Here is an 18,228-nt window from a genome sequence, read left to right as displayed (position 1 = left end):
GCGCCGAGCGTTCAGTTAGAGAACATCGCTTTCAGGGCTTCTGCATAGTGAGATGTTTTCCAAGAATCCGTTTGATGTGCTTTCCTAGTTGGTCCCATTTTTCGGTATCTTCTAACGTTAGCCCGTCAGAGCCAACCAGTCCTTCAAGTTGGTTGCTGAATGAAGCAATAAGTGCGACGATAAGTATATGGTCATTAGTGGAGAGAGACGACCAGACCTTTGTATCCATGTCAAAAGGTTGGGCAAATCTTAACTCAAGGCGCTTGCCTCGGCTATCAACAGTCTCCGGGTGCCAGTTTTCCAGTGATTGAACTGAAGACTCCGGGAATTCAATTCTAAGGTTTTCGCCTAGCGTGGTACCGCTTGGATCAATGCTGCCGATTCCGTAATTAACATGTTTCCATATCATCTTGTTGTATGATGCGTTGGTCAGATGTATCTCGACGCGATTTTTAATGTTGGTCTGAACAATACTGCCAAGCTTTGCGGAGTCGAAACGTAAAAAATCTGGCCACGCGAGAAGTGTTTTGCTAAGTTGTACAATTTTTGCTTTCAGTGATCTTATCTCGATCTGGGGGTCGAGTATGATTTTCGCGCTTTCATCAAGTTCTCGAGATATACAGGCCAATAATCCCGTCAACAGCTTCCACGACGAAGAGGAAAGGTTTGTTAGTATCCGATTGTTGCCGCTGAAAATATTGCCCGGCTCGGGAATGCAGACAAGCGTATTCTCTGGATTTCTATCTTTGGGGTTTTTCAAAAAATCATCGAACGGATGATGGATCATGATGCCGAATTTGTTGTCCACCGTGCAGGTATGGAAACGAATTTGGGAAATAAAATTTCCTTCAATGATCACGTTCTCAATAAGCCACTGCGTATCTGAGGAATTATCCTCGGGCGCAGAAACTACTTGGCATCGCTCAAAATACCAATACCCAGGATCTCGAGCAGCTAGAACGCTAATAGCTTTCTCCAGGCTGGAATTTGTGCTTGAAATCTTAGAACTTTCTGTGATGAGTTTTTCCAGTTCCTCTTGGCAACCATGAAGCTGCGCGAGAATAGCTTGGGAATTATCTGTCATTTTTCCGGCTCTGTAATTGAAAAAAACTTGAAATCTATAAAGTGATTCAATGACGAGTATTCATCAAGTGATTTTATCTATAAGCCATCGCGGATGATAATTGCGCGAGGGTATCGACAAGCCACCGTAAGGCCCGCTGAGGTAATCACTGCTCAGGGCGGGATGGTAATGAGGATCGACTTGACCACTCGAGCACCATTTGAGCTTGAAGTATTCTTGTTCCCTGATCGCTCGCGCTTGTTTGTCTGGGCTCACATCTTTGCCGCGGCTGGCGGATTCTGCGTGAATTAATTTTGCAAAAGGAGTCCAGAGCAGGGATAAGCCCAATGACCTGATTTTCAAACACATATCTACGTCATTGAACGCGACCGGGAATTTCTCCTCATCCAGTCCTCCGACCTCGGAAAATGTGCTTTTCCTCAACAGCAGACATGCGGCAGTTACTGCGCTTTGCTTGCGACTGATCTGGTTGAGAGCAAGGTAGCCAGCATCCGTATCATGTAAAGCGTTTCCTGCGTGCGCAGCTAAACCATTGATACCCACCACCACGCCGCCGTGCTGAACCATACGGTTGGGCCACAGCAGTTTTGCACCGACGGCTCCCACGCGCGGGCGCATCAGTTGTGAAACCATTTCTTTCAGCCAGTTGCTATCAATTATCTCGATGTCGTTGTTGACTAACCCGATCAGCTCACCACGGGCTATCTGAGCTGCGCGGTTATTGATCGTTGAGTAATTGAAAGGATAGGGGTGCCGGAGCACCGTGATACCGCGGCTTTCAAGGGTTTCCAGGTAGTCTAGCGTGGCTGGATCAGAGGACTGGTTATCCACTACGATTATTTCCAGCGCTGGATAATCAGTCTGGTTAATTAGCCCTTCAATGCAAGTAGCGAGTAATGCGTACTGATCACGTGTTGGAACGATCAAACTGACAAGTGGGAGCTTTGTAGGAAGCGGCCAGTGTGCACGCAGCAACGCGGGATAATCATCCAAGGTGCTCACTGATGTGCCGGTGGCCAACTGCCCACACAGCCAAGTTATTGCCTGATGACGCTGCTGGCAAGCTGGAGCTAATTCTGGGCTTGCAGGCTCATTAGATGCACGGTGGTATAACATGCGAGGCAAATGCGTGACGATCGCTTCACTATTTTGCGTGGCCAGTGCTATGCCTGCAGATAGGTCGTACCAAGTTACAACAGACTTGTCATCAGTGGCCCCTAGTAGGGTGAGTGCTTCAGCCACGATGTCTACGCCAAAAACCGCGCCCGGAGTGTAGATATCCGCACCAATGAACAAGTCGATGTCCCACACTGGTTTCAACCAAGGAAAGCTGCGCGCACCACCTTCATCATCACGGTCGCAGTCGGAGAAGCCCCAAGCGCTTCCATTGCCCAACAGAGCGCAGAAGTGTGGAAGTGCCCCCGGTGCTAGCCGATCGCCAGCCTTTAGCGGAAGGATGCTGTCGCAGCCCGAAGCTATGAGTTGTCGCAGTGCTTGATAGGTATCAGCTGGGTTTGCCGAAACCAAATGATGCAGGAGTGAACAATCATCACCCAAGCTGGCCAGGCTGACTTGTTCCAGTGCCACATCACCTTCGGTGATCAGCAACAACCCGGGCTTCCCGTTTGGTGTAGCGCCCTCGCGGCCCTCAAGGCGATGGAAGGTTTCAAACCATTGGGGGTAATGTGCCCAACTCGCGCTTTTCGGCAAGCGCCGAGTCTGTTCTTTGGCAACTTCGGTGAGTAGCGCAATGGTTGGGGCGTCATGCGTTGGGTCTAGTTCCCGCAGTAAACCTTCTACGCCTTCAGGCCAACAGCATACCCGGATTGGGCTGCCAGCCAACGGCTGACCCAGGTCGTTGAGGACATCCAGCACGTGCAGGCGGCCGTCTGCAAGCTCCCAGGGCAGGTCAATGGCGAAGCCATGGTCGCTTGTGTCGCGGTAGGCAAGCGCTTGGTGGTGTACGTTACTGGTGGCAGAGCAGATGATCTGATTGCCTTCTCGCACGATGACTTCCACGTGGCGGTTTGGAGCCTGCGGGTCCCATGACCATCCGGCAACGCGTAGGCCGCCGGTATGCCATACCTGGGAGGCTATGGAGGCAGCCTCATCGGTGGGTGCTACCGGAACCATGATGTCGCCGTCCAGTGCAAAATCTTGGTTGGCCAGGCGCACCGAGATCGTACGAGCCTCGCTTAGCCAGTTGTGCCGCAGCTGTACGCTGAAACCGTGGAACTGGTCGCCCTCAGGAGCTAGCGGTTCGTACTGATCGGCGCGTGCCAAGGCTACGCTGGCGAAGTCGATGAATACTTCTACTACGGGACGCTGCTCAGGGTCTGCGGTATTGATTACCCAGCCGTGCAAGACATCTCCTTGCAGTCCCAGAATGGCGCCCTTGTAGGCATGCCGGGTGACCGGGCGGGGGCCCGCCTGGGGCTTTCCTAGCAAATCATCGTTCATCAGGCTTGGCTCAGTGGGAAGGGAAGTGAGGACAGCGGATGAGCCCCGGCCTCTTCTGCTATTGGGTTCGGGCCGGCGAACAGTGGGACATTCAGGTCGATTGCCAGTAATGGCGCCTGCCAACTGGCGCAAGGAGTGTCGTCCAAACTGAGTACGCCACTGCAACCCGCTGCATGCGCACGCTCGGCGACGCTGAAACCTGGCAGCTCTGGCAGTCGGTACACTGCGCCGGTTGATTTTAAGTGTTTGAGCGAGGGTGTATCCGCTGTAGCCAGCAATACAACCGGTATCTGTTGGCGGATCATTTGTCTGGCCAACGCCATCCAGCGACTCGCTATGGTCGGGCTATCGAGCATGTCGCCGATTATCAAAATACGCGGTGCGTCGGTTGTCATGCGCGGATGCTTGTTAACCCCAGGCGACAGCCAGTTGGCTTTCGGATAGCTATTAACGTGGGCATCTTTCAGGGCTTGCCATGGGAGCTGGACGCTAGCAGCTTGGTAAGCGAATCTTTGCCAGTCCCGATCGCCAGCCTCACTTAGCAAACGGTTGTCACGGCAGATAATGTGATATGGCTTGTCTAGCTGGCGGGGCAGGTCACACAGTTCAACCGGGCAGCGGTCTAGATGCTCGTAAACGACGTTGTTGATAGGCAGTAGTCGCAATGTGTCTATCAGTTGGCCAAATTCGCGTGGGATCTCAAAGTCCAGGCGCAAAGGCAATGGCTCTAGAGGTGCTTGGAGAGTCACTCTGGTGCGGTGGGGGTCATGGCTCCAGGCGAGATTGAATGATGTCTCGCAGTGCGAACCACTGTGTACATGCAGGGTGTTGGAGTCCGGCGTAAGCGTTGTGGGTTGGGCTGATGGGAGGCTGGACTGTCCTGACTCTGTGTCAGCCGAGGCCGGCCAGTACGCTTGCTGACTAGTACTGGGCAGGCTGGCCAATTGAGCCAAGCGGGCGCGTTGCAGCGCATCGCGGGCTGGCTTGATAGGGTCGCGAAGGATGAAGGATTTGTAACGCACAGATGCGTCCGGGTAACGCTTGCGCAAAATGGCGTTGTTATGAGCAACGCGCATACTTTTCTCCGCACCGAATGAAATGCCACCTTGGTGTGCAACGAATACGTTTGGCGCACCCATGTGGCGCCAGTCTAGTGCTCGGGCACGTAGGCACCAATCGGTTTCTTCGCCATAGCCACGCGCTAAGCGAACTTCGTCCAGGTAGCCTACCTCGTCCAGCGCGGCACGTTTGATGTACATGCAGAAGCCGCAGCCGGTTTCGATCTCCATTGGCGGGCTATTGATTTGCCGGGCCAATTCATCTAGCTCGGCCTGGGCCTTCGCGCTGGGCATGGCATGGCTGATCTGGCTCTGTGGGAAGCTCATCAGTTCGCCGTTGTTGGTAAACGGGGTTACCGAAGCGATGCGTGCTTCGCTGTAGGCCACTTGGCGGAGGCGGTCAAGCCAGGTCCCGTGAACACGAGTATCAGCGTTCAACCAGACCACGTCCTTGGTCGGGCTCAGGGCCATGGCGCGGTTCATGGTGCGGATGAAGCCAAGGTTTACGGCATTGTTTACCAGGGTAATCTTCCCCTTACCCGCTAAAACCTTTAAGGCCTTGGCCAGCGCAGGAATAGGGGTCCGGTCTTCGATTACTACCAGGCGGTGTGCAGTGCGGTTAAATTTGCGTGCCTCAAGCGCGCTGTTGATGCATTCAAGGGTTTCGTTGAGACCGTCATAAACGGGGATCAGCACGTCCACTGGCTGTTTTTCGCCGCTTACCTTCATACTGGCAGGTGGTTGGAAAAGCGGCATCGCATATACCGGGCTCCCCACCAGAGCGGTGCCATTACTGAAATGCAGATGCACCATAGGTGTAGGGTTTGGCACGCTCACCCGCAGGCCGCCGTGAGTGTCAGGTAGGCCAGCGGCGCGGAGCAGGGGGTGTGCAGCACCAGCAACTGCATTGAGCTTTATCCCGTTGACTTCAATTACCAGCGCTGCGGGGGCCTCAAGGTTGGTCATGTCGACAGCCCAGCCCTGGATTTCCTTTAGCTCAGGCAGGTAGCGCACTACGCCGACGGAGCGCGGAGCATCGGTTTGATCGGCAAGTAACTTCAGTACTTGCGCCAGTTCTTTGCCACTTTGGATCTCTGGTAAGTAGGCGAAGATCATGCGCTTCAATTCAGCTGGAGCTATCGTCCGGCCACGTGCTTCCCACAACATCAAGCGCAAGCCGAGATCATTGGGCTGGGCTTTCCAGGCATTAGTCAGGTAGCGGGTGGCGAATTCGAACTGGTTTTGCGCTAGCAGGCTGCGACCGACGAGGGCGTGGATATCCGCTCGCTCTGGCAGTGCCTTGGCGGCATTGGCAAAAAATAAAAACGCCAGATCTGGCCTCTGCGGCAGGGCCGCGATGCCTTTCCATACCAGTGCCTCCGGCCGATATTCAGCGGTTTGCAGCGCACGGTCGAGCGCGGCGGCCGCCAGCATGGGCTCGTTGGCCTGACGGTGGCGATGGAAGACGTCCATGAGCGTCTCTCGCCCATGGTCAAGGATTCTGGACATAAGCTTGGCTTGGCTACAAAAAATAAAAAGAGGGGCGACCCGAAAGTCGCCCCTTTGGCATACGCCCAGCCCTAAGACCGGACATATGCTGCGCTATAGCAGGGCTAGTTACACTTGGCCGTGCAGTACAACGACGTTGTCGATATGGTCAGCAGCTTCAGGCGAACCAATGATGCTCAGGGCAACATCGGCTTGAGTGAGGCCGCTATCCAGCTGGGCAGTCCAGAAGGCTTTACCAGCGTCGTCAGCAGTGCGACCCAGAGCCGAGCCATACAGCGCGTCGATGAACTCGCTGGTGGACTTCTGAGCAGCCTCATCCGAGCCAACGATGAACTTGGCAACATCGGCGCGGCTGGTGCCGTTGAACAGCGCGGACACGTAAGTGTTCAGGCCGTCTTCATCAGCAGCACGACCCAATACGTTGGTGTACAGGTCGCGGACGAAGTCACCGTTCGACTGGTCGCGGTTCTGCGCTTCTTCGGAAACCGAGATCAGAGCAGCAGCGTCGGCCAGCGAACCACCGTTAGCCAGGAATTCCTGGAACAGTGCAGCGCCGTCTTCGTCAGCAGCACGACCCAGCAGGGAAGCGTACAGCTCGTTGATGCTGGCTTCGTTCGCTGCGCCACCGAATTCGCCGGAGGTCAGGAACTGGTTAGCGATGTCGGTCAGCGAGGTGCCTTGGTTGACTTGGTCAACGAAGAACTTGGCGCCGTCCTGGTCAGCATCGCGGCCCAGGATACCTTGGAACAGGCGCAGGGCAGCAGCTTCGTCGTCGCTGTGAGCCAGTGCCACAGTGTCGCCGTTGGTGAACGACAGGAATTCAGCGTTGCTGATGGCAGCAGTCTGGTTGCCGGTCAGGTTGACGGTGAAGTTGTTGCCGACTGCGATGTTGTAGTCAGCAGCCGAGCCGTCCAGCTGGACAACGTCGTAGCCTTCGCCAGTGTTGACGATATCAGCGTGGTTGCTGCCGCTCAGGATGACGGTGTCATTGCCCGAACCGGTGGTCACGTTGTTGTTGCCAGCGCCAGCGATAACGGTGTTGTTGCCGTTGCCAGTAACGATGGTGTCGTTGCCGTCGCCAGCGTCGATCAGGGTGTTCTGGTCGCCTTGGACGGTGATTACGTCGTCACCGTTGCCGGTGGTAACAACCAGGTCGATGGCCGAGGTGTCTACAGCCAGGGCAGCGAACAGTTGTGCGTCGGCGGCGCCTGCGGCAGCTTGACCAGCCAGGTTCACGACCAGGTTGGCATCGCTCTGCAGGTGGTAAACGCTGGCGCCAGCGGCTTCGGCAGCGGCCAGGTCAACAACGACGGTGTCGCCTTTAACGCCTTCTACGGTGCCTTGAACGATGCTTGCAGCGCCGGACTCTGGCAGCTGAACGGTGCTGCCAGTGATGCCAGCAACTTCCACGGTCTCTACGTTATCCAGGTTCAGCAGGCTGTTGATGGCTGCGATAGTGGAGTCGGAGAGGTTGGCGCTTTCGGCGGTCAGGGTAGCCTGTACGTCGCTGCTCGATACGGGATTATCGTATTGCATTGTGTATTCCTGTTACTTCAGGCCATCTGGCCTGCTGCAATAGTATTCTGCTGAGTTGCAGAGTTTTCCCACGGAGACTTAAGGCGGGCAGCGTTCATCTTCGTAACGGGGGTCAAGGCGATATGCAGCGCCACCAACGGCTCGTTGCCGGTGGGGCCATGCATCATCTGATTGGCGATCAGGCGTTGTGGCTCGGCATTGCCGAACACAACAAGGCCTGTCAATTCGTAGTGTTTGCGCAGCGGGCCTACCAGGCTGAAGCCTACGCACAGTAGCGGGAGGCCCTGGGCGCGGGCACCGACAAAGGTGCCAGTGGAGACATTGCGGCAGGGGCCGGAACCGGCCACCGTGCAGGTATAGAGTAAGTCGACGCCGACGGGTTTTTCTGCCCAGTCGACGGCAAAGGATTCGATGAAGTCGTCAGTGCCCGGTGCGCCAACCCAGCCCTCGCCGGATACCACCTCGCCCACGTTCTGCAAGTGGGCTGTAAGCGTGATGGGCAGCGGTTTGGTGCTGGAAGCAATGGACTGGGCAGGTTCGGCAGTGGCAACCACGGCGTACGTACGCATGATGGCAGGTGAAGTGTCGATGCGGTCGATGCGCAGGTCGACGGGCTCGATCACGTCGTCGAACATGTGATATTCGGTGATCAGCACGGTGGTCACGCCGCCTTTGACCCGCGCGACAATAGTGTCGCCCAGCTTGGTCAGCATGTTTTTGCTGACGCCCTCGGCAGGGAAGAAGTCGATGGAGCCTTTGCCCAGTGGTGCTTGCTGCAATGCAATGCACACCGGCTTTTCAGCGGGGGGCTGGGAGGCGTACCGGAAGATATACATGCCCGGCTCGAGCAGCGTTACCCGTGAACTGATCTTCAGGCCGTCGAGGGTCTGCGAAGGCGTAGACATGGTGTAGTTAAGCTCCTTTTAAACAAAAACACCGGTAGCTAACTTGCTCAACCCCGTGCGTGCACAAAACGGCCAGTGGTGGCTCCCTGCGAGTGGCGAAGATGCCGTCAGAGGGAAATGTTGTCAACAAAGAATTCTAAAAAAAAATTCATATCGGATGGGAACTTAGCGCCATTGATGGCGATCCGCCACGAGTGTTTTACGTACTTGATCACAACGCTAGGGTGACTAATGCTCACTTAAAAATGCCGGAAAATCAGTGATCTGCGCCATCTGGCACGCGATATGCTTGCATCTTGTGATTTTTTTTGACGTTGGTTCGGAGGCTGTTTTCTTGCTAATGCCGTTTGTCGACTTGCGGCTGAACGCCCGAATGCTGGCGATTTCAAGCGCGGCCGATCACAAAAAAAATTCATGATTCAGGGCATTCGCCTGGGAACGAGCAGGCTTCCGGACAATCTGACACGCAGTTGCCCCGATGCGGGTGTTACACTGCCCGCCGTTTTCGCCTATCTCAGTATGGATACCATGAGTACACAATCCGAAAATAATCTGCAAGCTGCTCTCAAGGCTTGTAAAAGCAGTTTCCTTTCGGTCGGTTTCTTCAGCTTCTTCGTCAACACGCTGATGCTGGTGCCTACTTTTTACATGATTCAGGTTTCGGGGCGGGTCGTACCGTCTAGCAGCACATCTACGTTGCTGATGCTGACTCTGATTCTGACAATTTTGTTGCTGACTCTGGGCTCTCTCGAATGGGTTCGGTCTCGGATCATGGTGCGTATCAGCAATCGACTAGATGTGCTGTTAAGCAGGGATGTGTACCGTGCAAGCTTCAAACGGTCGCTGCAGAGTGGCGGCACGGATGCTACTGCTCAGTCTTTGAACGACCTTACCTCCTTGCGTCAGTTTTTTACCGGTGCGGGCGTATTTGCGTTCTTTGATGCTCCATGGTTTCCCGTTTATACCGTCATCATGTTCTTATTTCACCCATGGTTCGGGTGGATGACATTAGCATGCGGTGCAGTATTGGCCAGCTTGGCGGTGGTTAACCATCGCGTGACGGGTCAAGCTTTGGCTTCAGCGAACAAAGAGAACGTAGCTTCTAACGTCATCACCACCAAGACGTTGCGCAATGCTGAAGTCATCGAATCCATGGGTATGCTGGAAACGCTCATGAATCGCTGGGCCAAACGCCAGCGTAAAGTGATGATGTTGCAGTCGCAGGCCAGTGATAAGGGGGGGGTCGTTAGTTCTATATCCAAAATGTTTCGTACTTGGTCGCAGTCCATCATGCTTGCGATAGGTGCGTATTTGGTCATCACTCATGAAATCAATCCGGGCCTGCTGATGGCGGGTTCGCTGCTATTGGGGCGTGCACTCGCTCCAATTGATCAGATGATCGGTAGCTGGAAAGGGTTTGTCGCGGCCAAGGTTCAATATGACCGCCTTAATAAGGTCATGGACGAGCTTAATAAAGAGCCAGAACGTATGCCTCTGCCAGCCCCGGAAGGTCATATCCAAGTCGAAAACCTGATTGTCGCCCCGCCTGGCGCCAAATCCCCTGTATTGCGGAATATAAGCTTTGTAGTTCCAGCAGGCTCCATCGTTGGTATCGTCGGCCCAAGCGCAGCCGGCAAATCCACGCTTGTGCGTGCTTTGATGGGCATCTGGCCGCCTCAGCATGGCGTGGTGCGCCTTGATGGTGCTGATATCGCCAGCTGGGACAAACAGGCGCTTGGCCCGTATGTGGGTTACCTGCCGCAGGACATCGAACTGTTCGAGGGCAGCATCAGTGAAAACATCGCACGTTTTGACAAGGTCGATGCCGGCAAAGTCGTCCATGCCGCCCAGATGGCGGGTGTGCATGAGATGATCCTCATGCTGCCGGACGGCTACGACACGGTCATCGGCAGCGACGGGGTAAACCTGTCGGGTGGCCAGCGCCAGCGTATTGGCCTGGCGCGTGCCGTCTATGGCAATCCCCGCCTGATTGTGCTCGACGAGCCGAACTCGAACCTTGACGATGTGGGCGAGCGTGCATTGGGTGTGGCCTTGCAAAAACTCAAGGAGACTGGCGCGACCGTGTTCATCGTTTCTCACCGCCCCAACATCCTTACGCGTCTGGACCGCATTCTGGTCATGGCCGGGGGCACCATTTCGCTGTATGGCGAGCGCGACCGCGTCATCGCTGAGTTGGCAGCCCAGCAAGCCAAGCTTCAGCAGCGCGGCGCGCAGGCGGCTGCGGCTCAGCCGCCTGCAAACACGCCAACCGCCCCGGCTGCGCCCACGGCCGTTGTACCTGCCGCCACCACCAGCACTGGCGCTTGAAAGGATTTCTAGATGAGCAGTAAAGCGATCACAGCCTTCGACCACAATTTCGATGACATGCCCACCTCGGATCGCGGCATCCGCCGCATTGGGTTGACCATCGTCTTTGTCACCTTTGGCATTTTCGGTACCTGGGCAGCTTTCGCGCCTTTGAGCAACGCCGTGCATGGCAGCGGCGTGGTAACGGTGCAGAACTACCGCAAAACCGTACAGCACCTTGAAGGCGGCATCGTCAAAGAGCTGCATGCCCGCGATGGTGACCTGGTGCAGAAGGGTGACCCGCTGATTGTGCTGGATGAGTCGCAGCTCAGTGCCGAGTATGAATCCACCCGCAATCAACTGATCGTTGCGCGCTATAAGGAGGCGCGGTTGCGCGCCGAGCGCGATGGCCTGGAGTTGATCCCGTCGGTGACGATGGAAGGTACCGATTCTGATCGAGCGCAAGAAGCGCTGGCAGGTGAGCAGCAGGTATTCAGGGCACGCCACGATTCGTTGCAGGGCGAAATCTCGGTCAACCGTGAGCGGATCCAGCAGATGCAGCAGCAGATTGCTGGTTTGAATGACATGATTCGCACAAAGTCAGGGCTCGAGAAATCCTACTCTGGTGAAATCAAGCAGTTGAAAGAGTTGTTAGCTGAGGGTTTTGTCGACAATCAGCGCTTGCTGGAGCAGGAGCGCAAGCTGGACATGCTCAAGACAGATGTATCTGACCATCAATCCAATATAACTAAAACCAAGCTGCAGATAGGTGAGACCGAACTGCAAATAGTGCAGTTGAAGAAGAAGTTTGATGCCGATGTGGCCAAGGAGTTGTCCGACGTCCAGGCTCAGGTGTTCGATTTACAAGAAAAGGAAGCAGCGCTGCGCGACCGGCTTTCCCGGGTGGTAATCCGAGCGCCGGAAAGTGGCATGGTTCTAGACATGAAAGTGCACACTATTGGTGGCGTGGTCAGCGCTGCCACGCCCTTGCTGGACATCGTGCCGGCTCAGTCCGAGCTTGTGGTTGAGGCCAAAGTGGCCACGCGGGACATCGACCGTCTGGAGCTGGGCAAGACTGCCGATGTTCGCTTCTCTGCATTCAATCAGGCAACTACCCCGGTCATCGAGGGCAAGCTCACTCGCATTTCAGCGGATAGTCTGGTCGAAGAGCGCACCGGCGACCAGTACTATCTGGTCCGCGTCAAAGTCACTGAAGACGGCATGAAAAAGCTCGGCAACCGCAAGCTGCAACCCGGCATGCCAGCCGAGGTCCTCATCAATGCAGGCGACCGCACCATGCTGCAGTACCTGTTGAAACCGGCGCGCAACATGTTCGCTGAATCGCTGATCGAGGAATGATTGTGCTGCGTTTGCTACCAGGAGTAATGATGTGCATGGTCGCCTGGCAGGCGGTGGCCGTGGAAGGGAAGGCGGCTGTAGGTGAGCAGCCGAAAGGTGTTTCGGCGTCCACCTATGCGTTGGACCTGTCGGGGCTGTACCGTGAGGCGCGCCTGGAGGACCCGCGGGTCCTCGGCGCTTACGCACGTGCGCGCTCTGCCGGCGAGCAGCAGCGGGCGGCACTCGGCGGCTTGCTGCCCCAGGTGTCGGCCAATGCCAACTCTAGCCGCATCCTGCGCAAGAACGAGGCTACCCGTGACCTCTACAACACCGAAACCTACTCGCTTAGCCTCACCCAGTACTTGTATAACAAGCCGGCCTGGGAGCGGTACCAGAAATCCAAGAGCGTGAAAGACCAGAAGGGTCATGAAGCCGAAGATACCTTGGCAGAGGCCACGGTTGACCTCGCCAAGCGCTACTTCGTGGCGCTGGCCGCAGACGACGAGCTGACGCTGGTGCAAGCTGAGCGCCGGGCGACCCAGAAAAACCTCGACCGCGTCAGCAGTATGTTCGATCGGCAAATGGCCAAGATCACCGACAAGCTCGACATGCAGGCGCGAGTGGACTTCTTGCTTGCGCAAGAAGTGGAGGCACGTAATCAGGTGCAAGTGAGTCGCGAGGCCTTGGCCGAGATTGTTGGGCGACCGGTTACCGAGCCGCTCAGTCGGGTGCGCAATGATGTCACGTTGCAGGCGCCCACCCGGCCTTTGCAGAGCTGGGTAACCCAGGCTATCGAAACCAACCCTTTGCTGAAGTCGTATCAGAGCGGGGCAGAGGCGGCCAATGCGGCGGTGCGCGAAGGCAAGGGCGAGCACTATCCGCAAGTGGGATTGAGTGTCAGTGCGCAGCAGAACGACCAAGGTTATGACAATACCCAGACGCCTCGCAGTAATAGCTATGTGGCTTCGCTGGGGGTGAAAATCCCGATCTACAGCGGTGGCTCTACCTCCGCTCGGGTGCGTGGGCTTTACGATGATCAACTGGCAGCCGAGGAGCAACTGGAAGGTGTGCGGCGTCAGGTGGTCAAGGAAACCACTACCGCCTATCTGACTGCACAGGCTGCGGTCGAGAAGATTCGTGCTAACCGCAACGCACTGTCATCGGCGCAGCAGTCCAGCATTGCAGCGCAGAAGGCGTTCACCTTCGGTGTGGTCAATGCCGTGGACGTGCTCACTGCCGTACAGAATGAATTCAAGGCGCGGCGCGACCTGCTGAAGACACAGTACGACTTCATCACCAACCTGTTCCTGCTCAACCGTTGGGCGGGGGAGTTGACGCAGGAAAGTGTGGATAACGTCAATGTGTGGCTAAGCCCCGTGCCGGAAACCAGCTTGCCGGGTGGCGAGGTTGCGCGGGTGGATGCGCGTAGCTGATCGGGCTGCGGGTGTTTGTCTTGGGTATGAGGGTGGGGCAAATATCAAGCGCCGCCTGCCCCTCAAGGCGGACCCCAACAACCGTCCGGTTCGGAATCTTCCTACACGCTTTGTAGTGGCGGCTTCGGGCCGTGGCACTTATTCTCCCTCCTTGGCGCCAAACCGTTCGGTGGCGCCTGCCATGCTTTGGCCGGTTCCAGGCGCCCCAGCAGCTGCCAGCTTGCGTCGCGCCAGTACTTTGTAAGTCGAGTAGTGCGTACGACCTATGTATACTTCGGCATGGAACCGAAAATGCGTGGCTGGAACTGCCCGCATCACAACCTATTAACACATGCCCGCACGGCACTATCGGAGTTGGTTAAGTCGCATGAAAGCAATCGTTACTGGGATCACTGGTCAAGACGGCGCCTACCTGGCGGAACTGCTGCTGGAAAAGGGCTATACAGTCTATGGCACCTATCGTCGTACCAGCTCGGTTAACTTCTGGCGCATCGAGGAGTTGGGGATTCACACCAACCCTAACCTGCACCTGGTCGAGTACGACCTCACCGACCTGTCGGCCAGCATTCGCCTGCTGCAAACCACCGAAGCCACCGAGGTATACAACCTCGCTGCGCAAAGCTTCGTTGGCGTATCGTTCGAACAGCCACTGACCACCGCCGAAATCACCGGCCTGGGTGCTGTGAACCTGCTTGAGGCCATCCGTATCGTCAACCCGAAGGCACGTTTCTATCAGGCGTCCACTTCGGAAATGTTCGGCAAGGTCCAGGAAATTCCGCAGGTAGAGACCACCCCGTTCTACCCGCGTAGCCCTTACGGCGTGGCCAAACTGTACGCTCACTGGATGACCATCAACTACCGTGAGTCGTACAACATTTTTGCCACCAGCGGCATCCTGTTCAACCATGAGTCGCCACTGCGCGGCCGTGAGTTCGTGACCCGCAAGATCACTGACTCCGTGGCCAAGATCAAACTGGGCCTGCTGGACAAGCTGGAGCTGGGCAACCTCGACGCCAAGCGCGATTGGGGCTTTGCCAAAGAGTACGTCGAAGGCATGTGGCGCATGCTGCAAGCTGAAGAGCCTGATACCTTCGTACTGGCCACCAACCGCACCGAAACCGTACGTGACTTCGTGTCCATGGCGTTCAAGGCTGTCGGCATTGAAATCAAGTGGAGCGGCAAGGACGAGGCAGAGCAGGGTACCTGCGCAGCCAGCGGCAAGGTACTGGTTTCCATCAACCCGAAATTCTACCGCCCGGCCGAAGTGGAGTTGCTGATCGGCAACCCGGCCAAAGCCAAGGACGTTCTGGGCTGGGAGCCGAAAACCAGCCTGGAAGAACTGTGCCGCATGATGGTCGAAGCCGACCTGCGTCGTAACGAAAAAGGGTTCTCGTTCTGATGCAAATGGCCAGTAAACGCGCGCTGATTACAGGTATTCACGGGTTCACCGGCCGCTATATGGCGGCCGAATTACGGGCCAGTGGCTATGAAGTTTTCGGGACTGGGAGCCAGCCTTTGCAGGCCCCCGACTATCGTCAGGCCGATCTGACCGATGGGCCGGGTCTGCGCGCGTTGCTGGCCGAACTGCAGCCGGATGTAGTTGTGCATCTGGCTGCCATTGCTTTTGTCGGGCATGGTGCCGCCGACGCGTTCTACCAGGTCAACCTGATAGGCACTCGCAACCTGCTCGAAGCCATCGCGGCCTGTGGCAAAACGCCTGAGTGCGTGTTGATTGCCAGCAGTGCCAACGTGTATGGCAACATTTCCGAAGGGATGCTGGACGAGCAGGCCTTGCCTGCGCCGGCCAATGATTACGCGGTCAGCAAGCTCGCCATGGAATACATGGCCCGGCTGTGGGCTGACCGGTTGCCGATCGTCATCACGCGTCCTTTCAATTACACCGGTGTTGGGCAGGCAGACAACTTCCTGCTGCCGAAAATCGTTTCGCATTTCCGTCGCAAGGCTGACACCATCGAACTGGGCAACCTGGACGTATGGCGCGATTTCAGCGACGTACGCGCGGTCGTTCAGGCCTATCGCGGCTTGATAGAGGCACGGCCGCTGGGGCAGACAGTCAACGTCAGCTCCGGGCAAACGCATTCGTTGCGCGAGGTCATCGCCAAGTGTTCGGCCATTACCGGGCATCAGCTGGACGTGCAAGTTAACCCGGCCTTTGTCCGCGCCAACGAGGTGAAAACCTTGTGTGGCAACAATGGCAAGCTGCGTGAGCTTGTGCCGGGTTGGCAAACGCCTTCGCTGGACGAAACCCTGGGTTGGATGCTTGCTGATCAATGAAGCTCATCCTTTCAGTCGAATCGGTTCGCTTCCCGTTGACCGGTATCGGGCGCTATACCTATGAACTGGCGTCACGGCTGCAGCATGCCGACGAAATCAGCGACTTGCGGCTATTCGCCGGGCGCAGGTTCGTACCCGAATTGCTCAAGCCTTCGGACCAGTCCGACGCTGTGCATGGCCTTAAGCGTTTTGTGCAGAAAAACGCCCTGGCGGTGGAAGCTTACCGGCGCTTGATGCCGTTGCTGCGCAAGCGCGCGTTGCGCGGCCACGAAGATTTCATCTACCACAGCACCAATTTCTACCTGCCGCCGTTCGCAGGGCCCAGGGTGGCGACCTTCCACGATCTGTCACCCTTTACCTGGGCCCATTGCCATACGCCACAGCTGGCCCGTTACCTGCAAAAAGAGCTGACGCTAACCCTCGAGCGTGCTGATGCCCTGATTACGGTTTCGCACCATACTCGCAAGGAGCTGGCGGAGTACTTCGGCTGGCCACTGGAGCGCATTCATGCGGTACCGTTGGCCAGCTCTGCGCAGTTCCACCCTCGCACACCCCAGGCATTACGCGAAACCCTTGCACGCCATGGCCTGGAGCCAGGCGGTTATAGCCTGTTCGTCGGTACCATCGAGCCGCGCAAGAACATCGAGAACCTGCTCAATGCCTACGGCCGATTGCCGCTTGCGTTGCGCCAGCGTTGGCCCTTGATCCTCAGCGGTTACCATGGCTGGCGCAGCGAGGCGATCCACAGCCGTATTGCCCAGGCGCAGCAGGAAGGCTGGGCGCGCTACCTCGGTTTCGTTGCCAGTGAAGACTTGCCGCTGCTGTTTGCCGGCGCTCGGCTGTTCACCTTCCCGTCGCACTATGAAGGGTTCGGTCTGCCAGTGCTCGAGGCCATGAGCTCGGGGGTACCGGTGGTATGTTCCAACAGCTCGTCGCTGCCAGAGGTAGCGGGTTCGGCGGCGTTGATGTGTGCGCCTGATGATGTAGAAGGCCTGACCGGGTTGCTGCACCAGGGCCTCGAGGATGAAGCGTGGCGGTCTGCTGCAGTGCAGCAAGGGCTGTTGCATGCCAGTGGCTTTTCGTGGGAACGCTGCGCACAGGCCACCGTCGAGGTTTATAAGTCGGTCAGGGCGCGATGATCAAGGTTCTGCATTTTTTCAAAACGTATTACCCCGACTCCATGGGGGGCATCGAGCAGGTCATTTTCCAGATCGCGGAAGGCACTCGGGCTCTTGGTGTTCAGTCAGAGGTGCTTTACCTCAGCCCGCGAGGTGCGGCACGCAATGAGCCTGTAGGCAGCCACCTGACGCACCGCTCCAAGCTGGACTTGCATGTGGCCTCAACGGGGTTCTCGCTGTCGGCAATGAAGGACTTTGCCGAACTGGCCGGCCAGGCTGACATCGTGCACTACCACTTCCCTTGGCCCTACATGGACCTGGTGCATTTTCTGGCGCGGCTGAACAAGCCCACGGTCGTCAGTTACCACTCCGATATCATCAAGCAAAAATGGCTGCTCAAGCTGTATCAGCCGTTGATGAACCGTTTTCTTTCCAGTGTTGACCGTATTGTCGTTTCCTCGCCCAACTATGCTGCGCACAGCCCAGTGCTGACACACTTCAAGGACAAGCTTGCAGTCATCCCCTTCGGCCTTGACCGCGCCACCTATCCCCGGGCAACCGCAGAAAAGCTGGCTTACTGGCGTGCGCGTCTGGGCGAACGGTTCTTCCTGTTTGTAGGTGCACTGCGCTATTACAAGGGGCTGGATTACCTGCTGCAGGCTGCAGCCATAAACCGCTTACCGGTGGTGATCCTGGGCGGGGGCTTCCTTGAGGGGCAGCTCAAGCAGCAGGCAGCGGAGCTTGGGCTTGCCAATGTACATTTTCTGGGCGGCTTGGCAGATGACGATAAAGCGGCGTTGCTGGAGTTGTGTTACGCATTTGCCTTCCCCTCTCACCTGCGCTCCGAATCGTTCGGTATTTCGCTACTGGAAGCGGCAATGTATGGCAAGCCGCTGATTTCCTGTGAAATGGGTTCGGGTACCACGTTCATCAACCTGGCGGACCAGACCGGGTTGGTGGTGCCGCCGCGTGATGCCCGTGCACTGTCGCAAGCCATGCAGCGTCTGTGGGACGACCCCGCCATGGCACAGGCAATGGGTGCTAATGCATTGCGACGTTACGAGGAAGTATTTACCGCATCTGCCATGGCCGGTGCTTATGCCGATCTCTACCGTAGCCTGTTATAGCAACGGCTGTTGCGCCGCGAAAGGGAGCCTGAGCGGCCCCGATACAGGTAACACCTGT

Annotated in this window: 12 protein-coding genes; 7 read left to right on the top strand and 5 right to left on the bottom strand. The window is 56.7% G+C overall.

What is annotated here, in order from left to right; all coding sequences use genetic code 11:
* Window positions 1-31 precede the first annotated feature (31 nt).
* The 5 genes from ACN6NG_RS22515 to ACN6NG_RS22495 form a co-directional block, all read right to left on the bottom strand.
* Window positions 32-1,084, bottom strand: a complete 1,053-nt coding sequence (locus ACN6NG_RS22515) for a hypothetical protein (protein ID WP_474316287.1) — start codon at window positions 1,082-1,084, stop codon at window positions 32-34.
* A 63-nt stretch (window positions 1,085-1,147) separates the two neighbouring features.
* Window positions 1,148-3,544, bottom strand: a complete 2,397-nt coding sequence (locus ACN6NG_RS22510) for a glycosyltransferase family 2 protein (RefSeq protein WP_474316284.1) — start codon at window positions 3,542-3,544, stop codon at window positions 1,148-1,150.
* Complete coding sequence (locus ACN6NG_RS22505; protein WP_474316282.1) at window positions 3,544-6,075, bottom strand: glycosyltransferase family 2 protein; 2,532 nt, start codon at window positions 6,073-6,075, stop codon at window positions 3,544-3,546. Before ACN6NG_RS22505 ends, ACN6NG_RS22510 begins: the two co-directional genes overlap by 1 nt.
* 144 nt (window positions 6,076-6,219) lie before the next feature.
* A complete protein-coding gene (locus ACN6NG_RS22500) occupies window positions 6,220-7,647 on the bottom strand; it encodes a DUF4214 domain-containing protein (RefSeq protein WP_474316280.1) in 1,428 nt (475 codons plus the stop codon).
* Between the two features lie 17 nt (window positions 7,648-7,664).
* A complete protein-coding gene (locus ACN6NG_RS22495) occupies window positions 7,665-8,483 on the bottom strand; it encodes a hypothetical protein (protein WP_474316386.1) in 819 nt (272 codons plus the stop codon).
* A gap of 597 nt (window positions 8,484-9,080) precedes the next feature.
* Here ACN6NG_RS22495 and ACN6NG_RS22490 point away from each other — a divergent pair.
* The 7 genes from ACN6NG_RS22490 to ACN6NG_RS22460 all read left to right on the top strand — a co-directional run bounded on the left by ACN6NG_RS22490 (window position 9,081) and on the right by ACN6NG_RS22460 (window position 18,170).
* Window positions 9,081-10,880 carry a type I secretion system permease/ATPase gene (locus tag ACN6NG_RS22490; protein ID WP_474316384.1) on the top strand — a complete coding sequence of 600 codons (1,800 nt, stop codon included), beginning with the start codon at window positions 9,081-9,083 and terminating at the stop codon, window positions 10,878-10,880.
* Window positions 10,881-10,892: 12 nt separating this feature from the next.
* Complete coding sequence (locus ACN6NG_RS22485; RefSeq protein WP_274138748.1) at window positions 10,893-12,218, top strand: HlyD family type I secretion periplasmic adaptor subunit; 1,326 nt, start codon at window positions 10,893-10,895, stop codon at window positions 12,216-12,218.
* Window positions 12,215-13,630, top strand: coding sequence for a TolC family outer membrane protein (locus ACN6NG_RS22480; protein WP_474316277.1), 1,416 nt, complete (start codon window positions 12,215-12,217; stop codon window positions 13,628-13,630). The genes ACN6NG_RS22485 and ACN6NG_RS22480 overlap by 4 nt, the downstream gene beginning before the upstream one ends.
* A 367-nt stretch (window positions 13,631-13,997) precedes the next feature.
* A complete protein-coding gene (gmd, locus tag ACN6NG_RS22475) occupies window positions 13,998-15,029 on the top strand; it encodes a GDP-mannose 4,6-dehydratase (protein WP_197863285.1) in 1,032 nt (343 codons plus the stop codon).
* Window positions 15,029-15,925, top strand: a complete 897-nt coding sequence (locus ACN6NG_RS22470) for a GDP-mannose 4,6-dehydratase (protein ID WP_059395267.1) — start codon at window positions 15,029-15,031, stop codon at window positions 15,923-15,925. Before gmd ends, ACN6NG_RS22470 begins: the two co-directional genes overlap by 1 nt.
* Window positions 15,922-17,064 carry a glycosyltransferase family 4 protein gene (locus tag ACN6NG_RS22465; protein ID WP_059395266.1) on the top strand — a complete coding sequence of 381 codons (1,143 nt, stop codon included), beginning with the start codon at window positions 15,922-15,924 and terminating at the stop codon, window positions 17,062-17,064. Before ACN6NG_RS22470 ends, ACN6NG_RS22465 begins: the two co-directional genes overlap by 4 nt.
* Entirely contained in the window at window positions 17,061-18,170 is a 1,110-nt protein-coding gene (locus ACN6NG_RS22460) for a glycosyltransferase family 4 protein (RefSeq protein WP_197897918.1), read from the top strand. Before ACN6NG_RS22465 ends, ACN6NG_RS22460 begins: the two co-directional genes overlap by 4 nt.
* Window positions 18,171-18,228: the final 58 nt, after the last annotated feature.

The sequence above is a fragment of the Pseudomonas sp. TSO6 genome (assembly GCF_056098905.1).
Note: the sequence above shows the minus strand (reverse complement) of the source record. Positions and strands in the feature narration are given on the sequence as shown.

What these genes read in the sequence shown, in the direction of transcription:
- ACN6NG_RS22515 (WP_474316287.1), bottom strand. Translation starts at nt 1,084, where the DNA reads ATGACAGATAATTCCCAAGCTATTCTCGCGCAGCTTCATGGTTGCCAA.
- ACN6NG_RS22510 (WP_474316284.1), bottom strand. Translation starts at nt 3,544, where the DNA reads ATGAACGATGATTTGCTAGGAAAGCCCCAGGCGGGCCCCCGCCCGGTC.
- ACN6NG_RS22505 (WP_474316282.1), bottom strand. Translation starts at nt 6,075, where the DNA reads ATGGACGTCTTCCATCGCCACCGTCAGGCCAACGAGCCCATGCTGGCG.
- ACN6NG_RS22500 (WP_474316280.1), bottom strand. Translation starts at nt 7,647, where the DNA reads ATGCAATACGATAATCCCGTATCGAGCAGCGACGTACAGGCTACCCTG.
- ACN6NG_RS22495 (WP_474316386.1), bottom strand. Translation starts at nt 8,483, where the DNA reads ATGTATATCTTCCGGTACGCCTCCCAGCCCCCCGCTGAAAAGCCGGTG.
- ACN6NG_RS22490 (WP_474316384.1), top strand. Translation starts at nt 9,081, where the DNA reads ATGAGTACACAATCCGAAAATAATCTGCAAGCTGCTCTCAAGGCTTGT.
- ACN6NG_RS22485 (WP_274138748.1), top strand. Translation starts at nt 10,893, where the DNA reads ATGAGCAGTAAAGCGATCACAGCCTTCGACCACAATTTCGATGACATG.
- ACN6NG_RS22480 (WP_474316277.1), top strand. Translation starts at nt 12,215, where the DNA reads ATGATTGTGCTGCGTTTGCTACCAGGAGTAATGATGTGCATGGTCGCC.
- gmd (WP_197863285.1), top strand. Translation starts at nt 13,998, where the DNA reads ATGAAAGCAATCGTTACTGGGATCACTGGTCAAGACGGCGCCTACCTG.
- ACN6NG_RS22470 (WP_059395267.1), top strand. Translation starts at nt 15,029, where the DNA reads ATGCAAATGGCCAGTAAACGCGCGCTGATTACAGGTATTCACGGGTTC.
- ACN6NG_RS22465 (WP_059395266.1), top strand. Translation starts at nt 15,922, where the DNA reads ATGAAGCTCATCCTTTCAGTCGAATCGGTTCGCTTCCCGTTGACCGGT.
- ACN6NG_RS22460 (WP_197897918.1), top strand. Translation starts at nt 17,061, where the DNA reads ATGATCAAGGTTCTGCATTTTTTCAAAACGTATTACCCCGACTCCATG.